Source organism: Klebsiella sp. R390, assembly GCF_051131745.1.
Classification (GTDB): Bacteria; Pseudomonadota; Gammaproteobacteria; order Enterobacterales; family Enterobacteriaceae; genus Klebsiella.
Genome location: NZ_CP180445.1, coordinates 1,923,227 through 1,940,829, shown reverse-complemented (window position 1 = coordinate 1,940,829; position 17,603 = coordinate 1,923,227). Strand labels below are relative to the sequence as shown.

Sequence of the window (17,603 nt, the reverse complement as noted above, 5' to 3'; positions counted from 1 at the left end):
ATGATCTGGCGAGGTATTTTTCGCCAATTTACGCAGGTACCGGAAAATGCGGAAGATTCATCGCCAGCTGTCTGGCTCGATCGCCGTCTGACGGGGTTATCGTCGGCGTTGGTTCTTACTTTTTCACCTGCTATTTATGCCGATATCCTGAATTCTTACGCCCCACTTAATGAGAGAAAGATAAAAAATTTTTAATCTCCCCCCTTGATGAAGCGGCAGGCGACCCCATCTTGTAGTCAACCGCAGTGAATGAACCTGAAAAAAATCATGACCGGGCAGTTGAAACCGTAGGTTTCGCCCTTATTACAGGTTCACAACCACATGTTGATCGAATTTTTAGTGGAGACGTTTAGATGGGTAAAATTATTGGTATCGACCTGGGGACAACCAACTCTTGTGTCGCGATTATGGATGGTACTACTGCTCGTGTGCTGGAGAACGCCGAGGGCGACCGCACCACGCCTTCTATCATTGCTTACACTCAGGACGGCGAAATCCTGGTAGGTCAGCCGGCTAAACGTCAGGCAGTGACTAACCCGCAAAACACACTGTTTGCGATTAAACGCCTGATTGGTCGCCGCTTCCAGGACGAAGAAGTTCAGCGTGACGAATCCATCATGCCGTACAAAATCATCGGCGCCGACAACGGCGACGCATGGATTGATGTAAAAGGTCAGAAAATGGCACCGCCGCAGATCTCTGCTGAAGTGCTGAAAAAAATGAAGAAAACCGCGGAAGATTACCTGGGTGAGCCGGTAACTGAAGCTGTTATCACCGTACCTGCTTACTTCAACGATGCTCAGCGTCAGGCAACTAAAGACGCCGGTCGTATCGCAGGTCTGGAAGTCAAACGTATCATCAACGAACCGACCGCCGCTGCACTGGCCTACGGTCTGGATAAAGAAGTTGGCAACCGTACTATCGCGGTTTATGACCTTGGTGGTGGTACTTTCGATATCTCTATTATCGAAATCGACGAAGTTGACGGCGAAAAAACCTTCGAAGTTCTGGCGACCAACGGTGATACCCACCTGGGTGGTGAAGACTTCGACAGCCGTATGATCAACTACCTCGTTGACGAGTTTAAGAAAGATCAGGGCATCGACCTGCGTAACGACCCGCTGGCGATGCAGCGCCTGAAAGAAGCGGCTGAAAAAGCGAAAATTGAGCTTTCTTCCGCCCAGCAGACCGACGTGAACCTGCCGTACATCACTGCAGATGCCACCGGTCCGAAACACATGAACATCAAAGTGACTCGTGCGAAACTGGAATCCCTGGTCGAAGACCTGGTGAACCGTTCCATCGAGCCGCTGAAAGTTGCTCTGCAGGACGCGGGCCTGTCCGTTTCCGATATCCAGGACGTTATCCTGGTCGGTGGTCAGACGCGTATGCCAATGGTTCAGAAGAAAGTGGCTGAATTCTTTGGTAAAGAGCCGCGTAAAGACGTTAACCCGGATGAAGCTGTGGCGATCGGTGCTGCGGTTCAGGGTGGTGTACTGACGGGTGAAGTGAAAGACGTTCTGCTGCTCGACGTTACCCCGCTGTCTCTGGGTATCGAAACCATGGGCGGCGTGATGACTGCGCTGATCAACAAGAACACCACTATCCCGACTAAACACAGCCAGGTGTTCTCTACTGCAGAAGACAACCAGTCTGCGGTAACTATCCATGTGATTCAGGGTGAGCGTAAACGCGCCTCTGATAACAAATCACTGGGTCAGTTCAACCTGGATGGGATTAACCCGGCACCGCGTGGTATGCCGCAGATCGAAGTCACCTTTGACATCGATGCTGATGGTATCCTGCACGTGTCCGCGAAAGACAAAAATAGCGGTAAAGAGCAGAAAATCACCATCAAAGCTTCTTCCGGTCTGAACGAAGAAGAGATTGCTAAAATGGTTCGCGATGCGGAAGCGAATGCTGAATCCGACCGTAAGTTCGAAGAACTGGTTCAGACCCGCAACCAGGGTGACCATCTGCTGCACAGCACCCGTAAGCAGGTTGAAGAAGCAGGCGACAAACTGCCGGCTGATGACAAAACTGCGATCGAATCTGCATTGAGCGCGCTGGAAGCTTCCCTGAAAGGTGAAGATAAAGCCGATATCGAAGCGAAAATGCAGGCGCTGGCGCAGGCTTCTCAGAAGCTGATGGAAATTGCTCAACAGCAACACGCTCAGCAGCAGGCTGGCGGCGCTGAAGCTTCCGAAAGCAACGCGAAAGACGACGACGTCGTTGACGCTGAGTTTGAAGAAGTGAAAGACAAAAAATAATCGCCCTTTGAACGGGTAAAACACTGGCACGGGCGAAGAGGTTTCCTCTCCGCCCGTGCACGCATGTTAAGGGGCTGAAAAACACCAATGGCAAAGCAAGATTATTACGAGATTTTAGGCGTTTCCAAAACAGCGGAAGAGCGTGAAATCAAAAAGGCCTATAAGCGCCTGGCGATGAAATACCACCCGGACCGTAATCAGGGTGATAAAGAAGCCGAAGCGAAATTTAAAGAAATCAAAGAAGCGTATGAAATCCTGACTGATGACCAGAAGCGTGCGGCCTACGATCAATACGGCCACGCTGCCTTTGAACAAGGTGGCATGGGCGGCGGCGGCGGTGGTTTTGGCGGCGGTGCCGACTTCAGCGATATCTTTGGCGACGTGTTCGGCGATATTTTCGGCGGCGGTCGTGGGCGCCAGCGTGCGGCACGTGGCGCTGACCTGCGTTACAACATGGATCTTACGCTGGAAGAAGCCGTTCGCGGCGTGACCAAAGAGATCCGTATCCCGACGCTGGAAGAGTGCGACGTCTGCCACGGCAGCGGCGCGAAATCTGGCAGCAAACCGCAGACCTGTCCGACCTGTCATGGTCAGGGCCAGGTGCAGATGCGTCAGGGCTTCTTCGCTGTTCAGCAGACCTGTCCGCACTGTCAGGGGCGCGGTACGCTGATTAAAGATCCGTGCAACAAATGTCACGGTCACGGTCGCGTTGAGAAAACCAAAACCCTGTCGGTTAAAATCCCGGCGGGTGTGGATACCGGCGATCGTATTCGTCTGTCAGGTGAAGGGGAAGCGGGCGAGCACGGTGCTCCGGCGGGCGATCTGTACGTTCAGGTCCAGGTTAAGCAGCACGCTATTTTTGAGCGTGAAGGCAATAACCTGTACTGCGAAGTGCCGATTAACTTCACCATGGCAGCCCTCGGCGGCGAGATTGAAGTCCCGACGCTGGATGGCCGGGTGAATCTCAAAGTGCCTGGCGAAACGCAGACCGGCAAACTGTTCCGCATGCGCGGTAAAGGTGTGAAATCCGTGCGTGGTGGTGCTCAGGGTGACCTGCTGTGCCGCGTGGTGGTTGAAACACCGGTCGGACTGAACGACAAACAGAAACAGTTGCTGAAGGATCTGCAGGAAAGTTTTGGCGGACCAACGGGTGAGAAAAACAGCCCGCGCTCCAAAAATTTCTTTGATGGCGTGAAGAAATTCTTCGACGACCTGACCCGCTAAGCTTCTGCAATTTAAAAAAGCCACTTCATCGTTAAGTGGCTTTTTTGTTTCTGACCCACGCCACGTTAGTAATGCCGATTTCCGTGTTGCACTTTGATGATGTGCTACGATTAGATCGTTAAAGCCGATCTATTCAGCAATAATAATCTTATTTTTTCGAAATGTTATGGCGACTAGAATAGTTTAATCGATGAATTAGCCTTAATAGAGAGAGTAAAAGTGAAACATCTGCAGCGTTTTTTCAGTAGCGATGCTTCAGGGGGCATTATCCTCATTTGTGCGGCCGTGCTGGCGATGCTGCTGGCTAACACCAGCGCTACCACCGGCCTGTATCACTCCTTTTTAGACACTCCCGTACAGCTGCGTGTTGGCGCATTAGAAATAAACAAGAACATGCTGCTGTGGATTAACGACGCGCTGATGGCAATTTTCTTCCTGCTGATTGGTCTGGAAGTGAAGCGTGAAATGATGCAGGGCGCGCTGGCCAGCCGCCGTCAGGCCATTTTCCCTGTCGTGGCCGCGTTGGGTGGCATGGTGGTTCCTGCACTGGTGTACCTGGCGTTTAACGCCCAGGATCCGATTACCCGAGAGGGGTGGGCGATCCCGGCGGCAACCGACATCGCGTTTGCCCTGGGCGTGCTGGCACTTCTGGGCAGCCGTGTACCGCCGGCGCTGAAAATCTTCCTGATGGCGCTGGCGATCATCGACGATTTAGGGGCAATCATCATTATCGCCCTGTTTTATACCAACGATCTTTCCGTATTGTCGCTGGTTGTCGCTGCAGGGGCCATCATTGTGCTGGCTGCCATGAATCTGTGCGGCGTGCGGCGTACCGGTATCTATATTCTGGTGGGCGCAGTGCTGTGGACCGCGGTATTGAAATCTGGCGTTCACGCGACGTTAGCCGGGGTGATTGTCGGCTTTATGATCCCGCTAAAAGAGCAGGGCGGCAAGTCACCTGCGAAGCAGCTTGAGCATGTACTGCACCCGTGGGTGGCGTATCTGATTCTGCCGTTGTTTGCCTTTGCGAACGCCGGAGTCTCGTTGCAGGGCGTGACGATTGAAGGACTGACCTCGTTACTGCCGATGGGCATCATTGCCGGGCTGTTTATCGGCAAGCCGCTGGGTATCGGCCTGTTCTGCTGGCTGGCGCTGAAATTAAAGTGGGCTTCATTGCCTCAAGGCACCACCTGCAAACAAATCGTGGCGGTCGGGATTCTGTGCGGCATCGGCTTCACCATGTCGATTTTCATCGCCAGTCTGGCCTTCGGTAACGTCGACCCTGGACTCATCAACTGGGCTAAGCTGGGTATCCTGATTGGCTCCGTCCTCTCGGCGGTTACCGGGTATATGATCCTTCGCCAGCGCGTCGTGAATACCGCTGCGGTCTAACAATCGAGGGAGAGCCTGTGGTGGCTCTCCCTGACATTATCAGGGAGTGAAACATGTCGCATATTAACTACAACCATCTTTATTACTTCTGGCACGTTTATAAGGAAGGCTCCGTTGTTGGCGCGGCGGAGGCTCTGTTCCTCACGCCGCAAACCATCACCGGGCAGATCAAAGCGCTTGAAGAGCGTTTACAGGGGAAACTGTTTAAGCGTAAGGGCAGGGGGCTCGAGCCGAGTGAACTAGGCGAACTGGTGTTTCGCTACGCGGACAGGATGTTCACCCTCAGCCAGGAAATGCTCGATATTGTGAATTACCGCAAAGAATCTAACCTGCTGTTCGACGTTGGCGTCGCCGATGCCTTGTCGAAACGTCTGGTGAGCGGCGTGCTGGATGCGGCAGTGGTTGAGGATGAGCAGATTCATTTACGCTGTTTTGAGTCGACCCACGAAATGCTGCTGGAGCAGCTCAGCCAGCACAAGCTGGATATGATTATCTCTGACTGTCCTATCGACTCTACTCAGCAGGAAGGGCTGTTTTCGGTACGTATCGGCGAGTGCAGCGTGAGTTTCTGGTGCATGAACCCACCGCCAGAGAAACCCTTCCCCGCCTGCCTTGAGGAGCGCCGGCTGCTGATCCCTGGTCGCCGTTCGATGCTTGGTCGTAAGCTCCTCAACTGGTTTAATTCGCAGGGGCTACAGGTTGAGATCCTCGGCGAGTTTGACGATGCGGCACTGATGAAGGCATTTGGGGCGGCACATAACGCAATTTTTGTGGCGCCAACGCTTTATGCTCACGATTTCTATCAGGATGAGTCAATTATTGAGATCGGCCGGATGGATAATGTGATGGAGGAGTACCACGCCATTTTCGCCGAGAGGATGATTCAGCATCCGGCGGTGCAGCGTATTTGTAATCGTGACTACTCGTCGCTCTTCACCGTACCGCAGCCGTAAAGTATTGCGCGAGCGGCGTTACCGGGCGCAGAAAACAGACATAAAAAAACCCGCTTTCGCGGGTTTTTTTCAAAGCGATAACAGACGGGCGATTAAGCCAGTTTGTTGATCTGAGCGGTCAGGTTTGCTTTATGACGCGCAGCTTTGTTTTTGTGGATCAGACCTTTAGCAGCCTGACGGTCCACGATTGGTTGCATTTCGTTAAATGCTTTCAGTGCAGTAGCTTTGTCGCCAGCTTCAATAGCTGCGTATACTTTCTTGATGAAAGTACGCATCATAGAGCGACGGCTAGCGTTGTGCTTGCGGGCCTTTTCAGACTGAACGGCGCGCTTCTTAGCTGATTTGATATTAGCCAAGGTCCAACTCCCAAATGTGTTCTATATGGACAATTCAAAGGCCGAGGAGAATGCCCGTTTAGCCTTCTTTTGTCAATGGATTTGTGCAAATAAGCGCCGCTTAAAACAACAACGCTTTATTACGTAGTGATGGCGCAAGATTCTACCAGCTTGTTGCTGGCGAATACAGCCTTTCCACCATAAAAATCGATGACCCCGGCGAGTTTTTGCCGCATTCCTACGCTGAGTTGATGAATTACCGGGATCTTTCGGTGAAGAGGTGCAATCGCTGGTTAACGTCGTCAGTTGTACAAGGTATACTCGGACGATTTTCACTGTTTTGAGCCAGACATGAAGCTGATACGCGGCATACATAATCTCAGTCAGGCGCCGCACGGGTGCGTGCTGACCATTGGTAATTTTGACGGTGTGCATCGCGGGCATCAGGCGCTGCTGCAGCGTTTGCGCGCAGAGGGCCGCCAGCGTGGTTTACCGGTGGTGGTGATGATTTTCGAACCACAGCCGCTGGAGCTGTTCGCAGCCGACAAGGCACCCGCGCGTTTAACGCGGCTACGGGAAAAACTGAGCTATCTGGCTGAGAGCGGCGTTGACTATGTGCTGTGCGTGCGTTTTAACCGACGCTTTGCCGCGCTGACCGCCCAGGATTTTATCAGTGAACTGCTGGTGCGCCGTTTGGGCGTGCAGTTCCTCGCGGTCGGTGATGATTTCCGCTTTGGCGCTGGTCGCCAGGGGGATTTCTTGCTATTACAAAAAGCAGGAACAGAATACGGCTTTGACGTGACCAGTACCCAAACCTTCTGTGAAGGTGGTGTGCGTATCAGCAGCACCGCGGTGCGTCAGGCGCTGGCGGATGACGATCTCGAACAGGCTGAAACCCTGCTGGGACATCCTTTTGCAATTTCCGGGCGAGTGGTTCACGGCGATGAGCTGGGACGCACCATTGGTTTTCCGACGGCGAACCTACCGCTGCGCCGTCAGGTTTCCCCGGTGAAAGGGGTCTATGCGGTTGAAGTAACAGGCTTAGGCGACAAACCGCTAGTGGGCGTCGCCAATATTGGCACCCGTCCAACGGTTGCTGGCGTGCGTCAGCAGCTGGAAGTGCACCTTCTGGACGTTGTAATGGACCTCTATGGTCGCCATATAGATGTAATACTGCGTAAGAAAATACGTAACGAGCAGCGATTTGCGTCGCTTGACGAGCTAAAGGCGCAAATTGCACGTGATGAGTTAACGGCCCGCGAGTTCTTTGGGCTGGCCAGGCAGGCATAAGCCTGTTGGTGTTTATCAAACCGAAATACGGAACCGAGAATCTGATGAGTGACTATAAATCGACCCTGAATTTGCCGGAAACAGGGTTCCCGATGCGTGGCGATCTCGCCAAGCGCGAACCGGGAATGCTGGCGCGTTGGACTGATGATGACCTGTACGGCATCATCCGTGCAGCGAAAAAAGGCAAAAAAACCTTCATTCTGCATGATGGCCCTCCATATGCGAATGGCAGCATTCATATTGGTCACTCGGTTAACAAGATTCTCAAAGACATTATCGTTAAGTCCAAAGGGCTGACGGGCTATGATTCCCCTTACGTTCCGGGTTGGGACTGCCACGGTCTGCCGATCGAGCTGAAAGTCGAGCAGGAATACGGCAAGCCGGGTGAGAAATTCACCGCTGCGGAATTCCGCGCCAAGTGCCGTGAATACGCGGCGACGCAGGTTGATGGACAGCGTAAAGATTTTATCCGCCTGGGTGTACTGGGTGACTGGTCGCGTCCGTACCTGACCATGGACTTCAAAACCGAAGCCAACATCATCCGTGCGCTGGGTAAAATCATCGGCAACGGTCACCTGCACAAAGGCGCGAAGCCGGTGCACTGGTGCGTAGACTGCCGTTCCGCGCTGGCGGAAGCCGAAGTGGAATACTACGACAAAACGTCTCCGTCTATCGATGTGGCTTTCAACTCGGTAGACAAAGCGGCGGTGCTGGCGAAATTCGGCGTGGCCGACGTCAACGGTCCGGTTTCCCTGGTTATCTGGACCACAACCCCGTGGACTCTGCCAGCAAACCGCGCTATCTCCCTGTCTGCGGAATTCGACTATGCGCTGGTGCAGGTTGACGGTCAGGCGCTGATTGTGGCGAAAGACCTGGTTGAAAGCGTGATGAAACGCGCGGGCATAGCGGATTACACCATTCTGGCGGCAGTGCAGGGCGATCAACTCGAACTGATGCGCTTTAAGCATCCGTTCCTTGGCTTTGACGTGCCGGCAATCCTCGGCGATCACGTGACTCTGGATGCGGGTACCGGTGCGGTGCATACCGCCGGCGGTCACGGTCCGGATGACTACACCATCAGCCAGAAGTACGGTCTGGAAATCGCCAACCCGGTAGGACCGGATGGCGCGTACCTGGCGGGAACTTATCCGGCGCTGGACGGCATTAACGTCTTTAAAGCTAACGACATCATCGTTGAGATGCTGCGTGAAAGCGGTGCGCTGCTGCACGTTGAAAAAATGCAGCACAGCTATCCATGCTGCTGGCGCCACAAGTCGCCGATCATCTTCCGTGCGACGCCGCAATGGTTCGTCAGCATGGATCAGAAAGGCCTGCGTGCGCAGTCGCTGAAAGAGATCAAAGGTGTGCAGTGGATCCCGGACTGGGGCCAGGCGCGTATTGAATCAATGGTCGCTAACCGCCCTGACTGGTGTATCTCTCGTCAGCGTACCTGGGGCGTACCGATGTCCCTGTTTGTACACAAAGAGACTCAGGAGCTGCACCCGCGTACGCTGGAGCTGATGGAAGAAGTTGCTAAACGCGTAGAAACCGACGGCATTCAGGCCTGGTGGGATCTCGACGCGCGCGACATCCTTGGCGCCGACGCCGATAGCTACGAGAAAGTGCCGGATACCCTGGACGTGTGGTTCGACTCCGGGTCTACCCACTCCTCCGTCGTTGACGTGCGTCCGGAGTTCTCCGGTCATGCCGCCGATATGTATCTGGAAGGTTCTGACCAGCATCGTGGCTGGTTCATGTCCTCGCTGATGATTTCCACGGCGATGAAAGGCAAAGCGCCTTACCGCCAGGTACTGACCCACGGCTTCACCGTCGATGGCCAGGGCCGTAAAATGTCCAAGTCCATCGGCAACACCGTTTCGCCGCAGGATGTGATGAACAAACTGGGCGCTGACATTCTGCGCCTGTGGGTGGCTTCCACCGACTACACCGGCGAGATGGCGGTCTCCGATGAGATCCTCAAACGTGCTGCCGACAGCTATCGTCGTATCCGCAACACCGCGCGCTTCCTGCTGGCGAACCTTAACGGTTTCGATCCGGTAAAAGACATGGTGAAACCGGAAGAGATGGTGGTGCTCGATCGCTGGGCGGTAGGCTGCGCGCAAGCGGCACAGGAAGACATCCTGAAAGCCTATGAATCTTACGATTTCCATGAAGTGGTGCAGCGCCTGATGCGCTTCTGCTCCATCGAAATGGGCTCGTTCTATCTCGACATCATCAAAGACCGCCAGTACACCGCGAAAGCGGATAGCGTGGCGCGCCGCAGCTGCCAGACCGCGCTGTTCCATATCGTGGAAGCGCTGGTTCGCTGGATGGCACCGATCATGTCCTTCACCGCTGACGAAATCTGGGGTTACCTGCCGGGTTCCCGCGAGAAATACGTCTTCACTGGTGAATGGTATGAAGGTCTGTTTGGCCTGGCCGACAACGAAGTGATGAACGACGGCTTCTGGGACGAGCTGCTGCAGGTGCGTGGCGAAGTCAACAAGGTTATCGAACAGGCGCGTGCCGACAAGCTGGTAGGTGGTTCTCTGGAAGCCGCGGTAACGTTGTATGCTGACGCCGAACTGGCTGCGAAGCTGAACGCGCTGGGCGAGGAATTACGATTTGTCCTGTTGACCTCCGGGGCGAAAGTTGTCGAAGATGCTCAGGCTCCGGCGGATGCCTGGCAGAGTGAACTGCTGAAAGGACTGAAAGTCGTGTTGAGCAAAGCCGAGGGCGAAAAATGCCCGCGTTGCTGGCATTACACCAGTGATATCGGCAAGGTAGCGGAACACGCAGAAATCTGCGGTCGCTGTGTCAGCAACGTCGCCGGTGACGGCGAACAACGTAAGTTTGCCTGATGAGTAAATCTGTCTGTTCAACGGGGCTACGCTGGCTTTGGGTCGTCGTAGCCGTGCTGATTATCGATCTGGGCAGCAAATTCCTGATCCTCCAGAACTTCGCTCTGGGGGATACAGTATCGCTGTTCCCGTCGCTTAATCTGCATTATGCGCGTAACTATGGTGCGGCCTTTAGCTTCCTGGCCGATAGCGGGGGCTGGCAGCGCTGGTTCTTCGCCGGCATCGCCATCGGTATCTGCGTGATTCTGGCGGTATTGATGTACCGCTCGAAAGCCACACAAAAGCTGAACAATATTGCCTACGCGCTGATTATTGGCGGCGCGCTGGGGAATTTGTTCGACAGACTGTGGCACGGCTTTGTCGTCGATATGATCGATTTCTATGTCGGGGACTGGCACTTCGCCACGTTCAATCTGGCCGATACCGCGATTTGCATCGGCGCGGCGCTGATTGTGCTGGAAGGCTTTTTACCAGGTACGGCCAAAAAAACCGCCTGATGATCCCTGCCGGGTCGCGTTCGCGCTGGCCCGGCCTTCATGATAAGTTCGCCCTGCCAGCGCGCCATTCGGCGTGGCGGGGTGGATACAAATAAAAACTTAGAGCAAACCTGCATGTCTAACTCTGTACAGAGCAACAGCGCGGTGCTGGTGCACTTCACGCTGAAACTGGATGATGGTTCCACCGCGGAGTCTACGCGTAATAACGGTAAACCTGCGCTGTTTCGTCTCGGCGACGGGTCCCTTTCTGAAGGCCTGGAGCAGCATCTTCTGGGGCTGAAAGCGGGGGATAAAACCACCTTTTCCCTGGAGCCGGATGCCGCATTTGGCGTGCCAAGCCCGGATCTTATCCAGTACTTCTCACGTCGTGAATTTATCGACGCGGGCGAGCCGGAAATCGGCGCAATTATGCTCTTTACCGCAATGGATGGCAGCGAAATGCCTGGCGTGATCCGTGAAGTGAACGGCGATTCAATTACCGTTGATTTCAACCACCCGCTGGCCGGGCGTACCGTCCATTTTGATATTGAAGTGCTGGAAATCGATCCGGCGCTGGAGGAGTAAAATGCAGATCCTGTTGGCTAACCCGCGCGGCTTTTGCGCCGGCGTTGACCGCGCTATCAGCATTGTCGAAAACGCGCTGACCCTCTATGGCGCGCCGATTTATGTGCGCCATGAAGTGGTGCATAACCTCTATGTGGTCGACAGCCTGCGGCAGCGCGGCGCTATTTTTATCGAGCAGATCAGCGAAGTGCCTGACGGCGCGATCCTGATTTTCTCCGCGCACGGCGTATCTCAGGCGGTACGTAACGAAGCCAAAAGCCGCGACCTGACGGTCTTTGACGCAACCTGCCCGCTGGTGACCAAAGTGCATATGGAAGTCGCCCGTGCCAGCCGTCGTGGTGAAGAGTCGATCCTGATTGGTCATGCCGGTCACCCGGAAGTCGAAGGGACGATGGGCCAGTACAGCAACCCGCAAGGGGGAATGTACCTGGTAGAGTCTCCGGATGATGTCTGGACGCTGGATGTGAAAAATGACGCCAAACTGTCGTTTATGACCCAGACCACGCTTTCGGTCGATGATACTTCTGAGGTCATTGATGCCCTGCGTGAACGCTTCCCGAAAATCGTCGGGCCGCGTAAAGATGATATCTGCTACGCCACCACCAACCGTCAGGAAGCGGTCCGCGCGCTGGCTGAACAGGCGGATGTGGTGCTGGTGGTGGGGTCGAAAAACTCCTCTAACTCGAACCGCCTCGCGGAGCTGGCTCAGCGGATGGGGAAAGCCGCCTATCTGATTGACGACGCGACTGATATTCAGGAAGCGTGGGTCAAAACAGCCACCTGCGTGGGCGTGACCGCGGGCGCATCGGCACCGGATATTCTGGTACAGAACGTCATTTCGCGCCTCCAGGAGCTGGGCGGCGGTGAAGCGGTGCCGCTGGAAGGCCGTGAAGAGAACATTGTTTTCGAAGTGCCGAAAGAGCTGCGGGTTGACGTCCGTGAAGTAGAATAAGTTCTTTCGTCCCCTGTTGTGAGAAGATGCCAGACTCAATGTCTGGCATTTTTTTTGGAGAAACAATGCGCTTACCGATCATTCTTGATACCGATCCCGGCATCGACGATGCGGCGGCAATAGCCGCGGCGTTGTTTGCCCCCGAGCTGGATCTGCAATTGATGACCACCGTAGCAGGCAACGTGTCGGTGGAAAAAACGACCCGCAACGCGCTGCAGCTGCTGCATTTCTGGGGAGCTGATGTGCCGCTTGCTCAGGGAGCGTCAATGCCGTTGGTACGTCCGCTACGCGATGCTGCCTCGGTGCACGGTGAATCCGGCATGGAAGGGTATGATTTTGTCGAACACGATTGCCAGCCGCTGCCGAAACCGGCCTTCCAGGCGATTCGCGATGCGCTGATGCATGCACCTGAGCCGATCACGCTGGTGGCGATTGGCCCGTTGACCAATATTGCGCTGCTGCTGACGCAGTATCCGGAATGCCGCTTTAATATTCGCCGACTGGTGATCATGGGCGGGTCGGCCGGGCGTGGTAACTTCACGCCCAACGCGGAGTTTAATATTGCCATTGACCCGGAGGCGGCAGCCCAGGTGTTCCGCAGCGGTCTGGAGATCGTCATGTGCGGTCTGGACGTGACGAACCAGGCACTGTTAGCGCCGGACTATCTGGCGACGCTGCCGGCGTTGAACAAGACCGGTAAAATGCTCCATGCGTTATTCAGCCATTATCGCAGTGGCAGCATGAGTAGCGGCCTGCGCATGCATGACCTGTGTGCGATTGCGTGGCTGGTTCGCCCGGAACTGTTTACGCTCAAGCCGTGTTTTGTGGCGGTAGAAACGCAAGGAACCTGGACCGCCGGCACTACCGTCGTCGACATCGAAGGACGCCTGGGACAGCCTGCGAACGCTCAGGTGGCACTGGATCTGGATGTCGCCGGATTCCAGCGCTGGGCTGCGGAGGTCCTGTCTCTGGCACCGTAGCGGCGCTAGCGACGGTAAATCTTCTCGCTCAGGTAATCGATCATGGCCCGCATTCTGGCGGGCATATGTTTATTGCCCGACCACAGCAGCCACAGCTGACCGCTATAGCTGCTGATAAACTCCCATTCTGCCAGAACCTGTACGATCTCCCCGCGCTCCAGCGCTTCGCGGGCGGTAAACAACGGCAGGCTGCCGATCCCCAGATGTTGCTTCACCGCGTCAAGACGGACCGCAGTGTGGTTGGCGGCGTAGCGTCCGTGAGTCTGAATCGTGTCCGTTTTTCCCGCCAGACGGAATTTCCAGCGTGAGTCGGCCGGCGTTTCGCCGAGGCTAATACAGCTGTGATCGCGCAGGTCAGCCGGCGTCTGCGGCGTGCCGTGCTGGCGTAAGTAGTCTGGAGTGGCGCAGATAATGTGCGTCACCGGCATTAACGGCTTGCCATGCAGCCCTGGAGAAGGCGTTTGGGTAATGCGCAGCGCCAGATCGATACCATCATCAATCAAATCCAGATAGCGGTCTTCGAGCCGCAGGCAGACATCCACTTCTGGATAGCGGTCGAAAAACTCGGTCATCAGCGGATGGATCACGAAACGGCCGACGGCTTTGGGCACGCTGAGCGTGAGCTTGCCCTGCGCTACCTGCTGGGTACTGCTGGCGGAGTCCATCGCCTGACGGGCGGACGCCAGCATGTCCAGCGCGTGGCGATAGACTGATTCCCCGGCCTCGCTCAGGCGTAATTTACGTGTACTGCGTTGCAGCAGTTTGCAACCCATCTCATGTTCAAGCCGCGTGACGCTGCGACTGATAGCCGATGGGGTTACCCCGTTGAGCCGGGCGACGGCGGAGAAGCTGCCGTGGTCGACAATCTGCACAAACAGGGCAAGGTCGGGCAGTAAACTAAGATTCATTTGTGCTCATCAGGCAAAGGTCCATTGATGGATGACAGGATTATCGTCATGCGTAATATCAATATACTGTCCTGACAGCGAGGAGGACAACCATGACTGAACGACTTTATTACACCAGCGATGCGACCGAAGGGCGCGCACAGGTAGTGAACTGCCAGCCTGAAGCCGATGGTCGCTACGCCATCACCCTGGATCAGACCCTGTTTCACCCGCAGGGCGGCGGGCAACCGGCCGATCGCGGCTGGATCGGCGATACTCTTGTAGAGAGCGTGAGCGCACGCGGCGATGGCATTGTGCATATTGTTTCGCAGCCGCTGCCCCTGGGGGAGGTCACCATTCGGGTGAGTGCTGCCGAAAGGCACCTGCACGCCCGGCTGCATTCTGCGGGGCATCTGATTGGTCAGGCCGGAGAACGCTTTGGCTGGCAGCCCATTAAGGCTCATCACTGGCCTGGTGAAGGGCGGATCACCTTCAATGCAGGCGCGAAGGCGTCGCTGCCTGAAGCCGGCGCGCTGCTGGAGCAGGTTGAAATCTGGCAGGCGGAGAATTTGCCGCGTCAGATCTCTTTTGCTGATGGCCTGCGCAAGGTCGGGTTCGGCGACATGCTGAGCTATCCCTGTGGCGGTACGCACGTCGCGAGCCTGGCAGAACTTGGCAAGGTGACGATACTGCAGGTGAAAATGAAAAAAGGGCAGTTAATCGTTAACTACACGCTGGAATAGCAACAATGTTGCAGCGTATCAGCCCATTTCCACGATAAAACCCCCATATTTCCTGCCAGCGCTGTCTGGCAATTTTGCCTGCCTGCTTATAGTTTTTACTGATATCGATCGCGGTTTGTCATAAATTTCTAATTATCGGTGTTTTTGAGTAGCGGCCCACCGTTGGGCTGGTTACTCTGAAAACTATTTACGTGAAGTTAACAAAAGAGAATAGCTATGCATGATGCACAAATCCGCGTGGCCATCGCGGGCGCGGGCGGCCGGATGGGACGCCAGTTGATTCAAGCGGTACAGCAGATGGACGGCGTGGCGCTGGGCGCGGCGCTGGAGCGCAAAGGCTCCTCCCTGCTCGGCAGCGACGCGGGCGAACTGGCAGGCGCAGGCCACATGGGCGTCACGGTGCAAAGTAGCCTGACCGCAGTCAAAGATGATTTTGACGTGCTGATCGATTTTACCCGCCCGGAAGGCACCTTAAACCACCTGGCGTTTTGCCGTGAGCACGCGAAAGGGATGGTAATTGGTACAACGGGTTTTGATGACGCGGGAAAACAAGCCATTCGCGATGCCGCGCAGGATATTGCCATTGTTTTCGCGGCGAATTTTAGCGTCGGCGTTAACGTCATGCTGAAGCTGCTGGAAAAAGCGGCGAAGGTCATGGGTGACTATACTGATATCGAAATTATCGAAGCTCACCACCGCCACAAGGTCGATGCGCCGTCAGGCACAGCGCTGGCGATGGGCGAGGCGATTGCCGGTGCGCTGGACAAGGATCTGAAGGATTGTGCGGTCTATAGCCGTGAAGGCTATACCGGAGAGCGCGTACCGGGCAGCATCGGCTTTGCCACCGTGCGCGCGGGTGACATCGTCGGGGAACATACCGCGATGTTCGCCGATATCGGCGAGCGCATTGAAATCAGCCATAAAGCCTCCAGCCGGATGACGTTTGCCAATGGCGCCGTTCGTTCCGCATTGTGGCTGAAAAGCAAGAAATCAGGGCTTTTTGATATGCGAGACGTCCTGGAATTAAACAGTTTATAAGGTTTATTACCCATCGTGATGTGGTTGTTGCATTCAATATGTGATTGATTGCAAAGGGCAATGTTTTATTGCCCTTTTTATTTTTAGTTGTTTCATTAATATTTCTTGGTTAATCCTTTATAATTTCACGTTATATCTTCTTTTTCTGTTGTGTTATTGTAAATTTTGACCATCTGGTCTACTTTTTCACACTCAGACCCGCATTTTTTCAATCTTCCTGGTCCGCAAGCGTTTTCTTAGCATAGTTAGTTGATCTTTTTGCCTGCTAAAGCACTGCGAAGTGCCCAGTGACGTAAAAATAGATTAAAAATATCGGCTTTAAGTTGACTTTTGCCCGACATCTCTCCAGAATGCCGCCGTTTGCCAGAAATCCATAGGTAAGCAAATTTGCATTGATTCGTGCTATCGCTATGCATTAATATGCAAATAAAGTGAGTGAATATTCTCTGGAGGGTGTTTTGATTAAGTCAGCGCTATTGGTTCTGGAAGACGGAACCCAGTTTCACGGTCGGGCCATCGGGGCAACGGGCACGGCGGTTGGGGAAGTCGTTTTCAATACTTCAATGACCGGTTATCAAGAAATCCTCACTGATCCCTCCTATTCCCGCCAAATTGTCACTCTTACTTATCCCCATATCGGTAATGTCGGCACCAATGCCGCCGATGAAGAATCTTCTCAGGTACATGCTCAGGGTCTGATTATTCGTGACCTGCCGCTGATTGCCAGCAACTTCCGCAATACTGAAGACCTTTCTTCCTACCTGAAGCGCCATAACATCGTGGCGATTGCCGATATCGATACCCGTAAGCTGACCCGTTTGCTGCGCGAAAAGGGCTCACAGAACGGCTGCATCATCGTAGGGGATAACCTGGATGCACAGCTGGCGCTGGAAAAAGCCAAAGCGTTCCCGGGCCTGAACGGCATGGACCTGGCAAAAGAAGTCACCACTTCAGAAACCTACACCTGGACGCAAGGAAGCTGGACGCTGGCGGGCGACCTGCCGGAAGCGAAAGCGGAAAGCGAACTGCCGTTCCACGTTGTGGCCTACGATTTCGGTGCCAAACGCAACATTCTGCGCATGCTGGTAGACCGCGGCTGTCGCCTGACCGTCGTGCCGGCACAAACCTCTGCGGAAGAGGTGCTGAAGATGAATCCGGACGGGATCTTCCTGTCCAACGGTCCTGGTGACCCGGCGCCGTGCGATTACGCTATCGACGCGATTGAGAAATTCCTCGAGACCGACGTTCCGGTGTTCGGCATCTGCCTCGGCCATCAGCTGCTGGCGCTGGCGAGCGGAGCGAAGACCGTGAAGATGAAGTTCGGCCACCACGGCGGCAACCACCCGGTCAAAGATATCGATAATGACGTGGTCATGATTACCGCACAGAACCACGGTTTTGCGGTCGACGAGGCATCTATGCCGGCTAACCTGCGCGTGACCCACAAGTCACTGTTCGACGGCACCCTGCAGGGCATCCACCGCACTGACAAACCGGCGTTCAGCTTCCAGGGACACCCGGAAGCGAGCCCAGGCCCGCATGATGCCGCGCCGTTGTTCGACCATTTTATTGAGTTAATTGAGCAGTACCGCCAGTCCGCGAAATAATCAGGAGAAA

The 17,603-nt window shown here is 54.8% G+C and carries 16 protein-coding genes; 14 read left to right on the top strand and 2 right to left on the bottom strand.

Annotated features, from left to right (window positions below):
• From ACMYSP_RS09010 to nhaR, 5 genes are all read left to right on the top strand, one after another.
• Positions 1–195, top strand: coding sequence for a hypothetical protein (locus tag ACMYSP_RS09010; protein ID WP_434586416.1), 195 nt, complete (start codon positions 1–3; stop codon positions 193–195).
• A 158-nt stretch (positions 196–353) separates the two neighbouring features.
• The gene (gene dnaK / locus ACMYSP_RS09005; RefSeq protein WP_434586415.1) at positions 354–2,270 is read left to right on the top strand and encodes a molecular chaperone DnaK; all 1,917 of its coding nucleotides are present in this window, start codon (positions 354–356) and stop codon (positions 2,268–2,270) included.
• 87 nt (positions 2,271–2,357) lie between these two features.
• Entirely contained in the window at positions 2,358–3,494 is a 1,137-nt protein-coding gene (gene dnaJ / locus ACMYSP_RS09000; RefSeq protein WP_123757575.1) for a molecular chaperone DnaJ, read from the top strand.
• A 219-nt stretch (positions 3,495–3,713) separates the two neighbouring features.
• The gene (gene nhaA, locus ACMYSP_RS08995) at positions 3,714–4,886 is read left to right on the top strand and encodes a Na+/H+ antiporter NhaA (RefSeq protein WP_434586414.1); all 1,173 of its coding nucleotides are present in this window, start codon (positions 3,714–3,716) and stop codon (positions 4,884–4,886) included.
• Between the two features lie 53 nt (positions 4,887–4,939).
• On the top strand, positions 4,940–5,839 hold the full coding sequence (nhaR, locus tag ACMYSP_RS08990) for a transcriptional activator NhaR (protein WP_434586413.1): 900 nt from the start codon (positions 4,940–4,942) through the stop codon (positions 5,837–5,839).
• A 92-nt stretch (positions 5,840–5,931) separates the two neighbouring features.
• On the opposite strand, the gene rpsT is transcribed toward nhaR, so the two are convergent.
• Positions 5,932–6,195, bottom strand: a complete 264-nt coding sequence (rpsT, locus tag ACMYSP_RS08985) for a 30S ribosomal protein S20 (protein ID WP_003018940.1) — start codon at positions 6,193–6,195, stop codon at positions 5,932–5,934.
• 330 nt (positions 6,196–6,525) lie between these two features.
• Here rpsT and ribF point away from each other — a divergent pair, with 330 nt between their 5' ends.
• The 6 genes from ribF (at position 6,526) to rihC (ending at position 13,318) form a co-directional block, all read left to right on the top strand.
• Complete coding sequence (gene ribF, locus ACMYSP_RS08980) at positions 6,526–7,464, top strand: bifunctional riboflavin kinase/FAD synthetase (protein WP_434586412.1); 939 nt, start codon at positions 6,526–6,528, stop codon at positions 7,462–7,464.
• Between the two features lie 44 nt (positions 7,465–7,508).
• Positions 7,509–10,325 (top strand): isoleucine--tRNA ligase, encoded by a 2,817-nt coding sequence (ileS, locus tag ACMYSP_RS08975; RefSeq protein WP_434586411.1) that lies wholly within the window; start codon positions 7,509–7,511, stop codon positions 10,323–10,325.
• On the top strand, positions 10,325–10,822 hold the full coding sequence (lspA, locus tag ACMYSP_RS08970) for a signal peptidase II (protein ID WP_434586410.1): 498 nt from the start codon (positions 10,325–10,327) through the stop codon (positions 10,820–10,822). Before ileS ends, lspA begins: the two co-directional genes overlap by 1 nt.
• A 114-nt stretch (positions 10,823–10,936) precedes the next feature.
• Positions 10,937–11,386: an FKBP-type peptidyl-prolyl cis-trans isomerase gene (gene fkpB / locus ACMYSP_RS08965; RefSeq protein ID WP_123757570.1), complete on the top strand. Its 450-nt coding sequence runs from the start codon at positions 10,937–10,939 to the stop codon at positions 11,384–11,386.
• A gap of 1 nt (position 11,387) precedes the next feature.
• Positions 11,388–12,338: a 4-hydroxy-3-methylbut-2-enyl diphosphate reductase gene (gene ispH / locus ACMYSP_RS08960; RefSeq protein ID WP_434586409.1), complete on the top strand. Its 951-nt coding sequence runs from the start codon at positions 11,388–11,390 to the stop codon at positions 12,336–12,338.
• A gap of 65 nt (positions 12,339–12,403) precedes the next feature.
• Positions 12,404–13,318 carry a ribonucleoside hydrolase RihC gene (gene rihC / locus ACMYSP_RS08955; RefSeq protein ID WP_174509100.1) on the top strand — a complete coding sequence of 305 codons (915 nt, stop codon included), beginning with the start codon at positions 12,404–12,406 and terminating at the stop codon, positions 13,316–13,318.
• A gap of 5 nt (positions 13,319–13,323) precedes the next feature.
• Here the strand turns inward: rihC and ACMYSP_RS08950 are convergent, their stop codons facing one another.
• A complete protein-coding gene (locus ACMYSP_RS08950; RefSeq protein ID WP_434586408.1) occupies positions 13,324–14,226 on the bottom strand; it encodes a LysR family transcriptional regulator in 903 nt (300 codons plus the stop codon).
• Positions 14,227–14,318: 92 nt separating this feature from the next.
• Here ACMYSP_RS08950 and ACMYSP_RS08945 point away from each other — a divergent pair, with 92 nt between their 5' ends.
• The 3 genes from ACMYSP_RS08945 (at position 14,319) to carA (ending at position 17,593) form a co-directional block, all read left to right on the top strand.
• On the top strand, positions 14,319–14,948 hold the full coding sequence (locus tag ACMYSP_RS08945; RefSeq protein ID WP_434586407.1) for an alanyl-tRNA editing protein: 630 nt from the start codon (positions 14,319–14,321) through the stop codon (positions 14,946–14,948).
• Positions 14,949–15,164: 216 nt separating this feature from the next.
• On the top strand, positions 15,165–15,986 hold the full coding sequence (dapB, locus tag ACMYSP_RS08940) for a 4-hydroxy-tetrahydrodipicolinate reductase (protein WP_434586406.1): 822 nt from the start codon (positions 15,165–15,167) through the stop codon (positions 15,984–15,986).
• Positions 15,987–16,444: 458 nt separating this feature from the next.
• The gene (carA, locus tag ACMYSP_RS08935) at positions 16,445–17,593 is read left to right on the top strand and encodes a glutamine-hydrolyzing carbamoyl-phosphate synthase small subunit (RefSeq protein ID WP_434586405.1); all 1,149 of its coding nucleotides are present in this window, start codon (positions 16,445–16,447) and stop codon (positions 17,591–17,593) included.
• Positions 17,594–17,603: the final 10 nt, after the last annotated feature.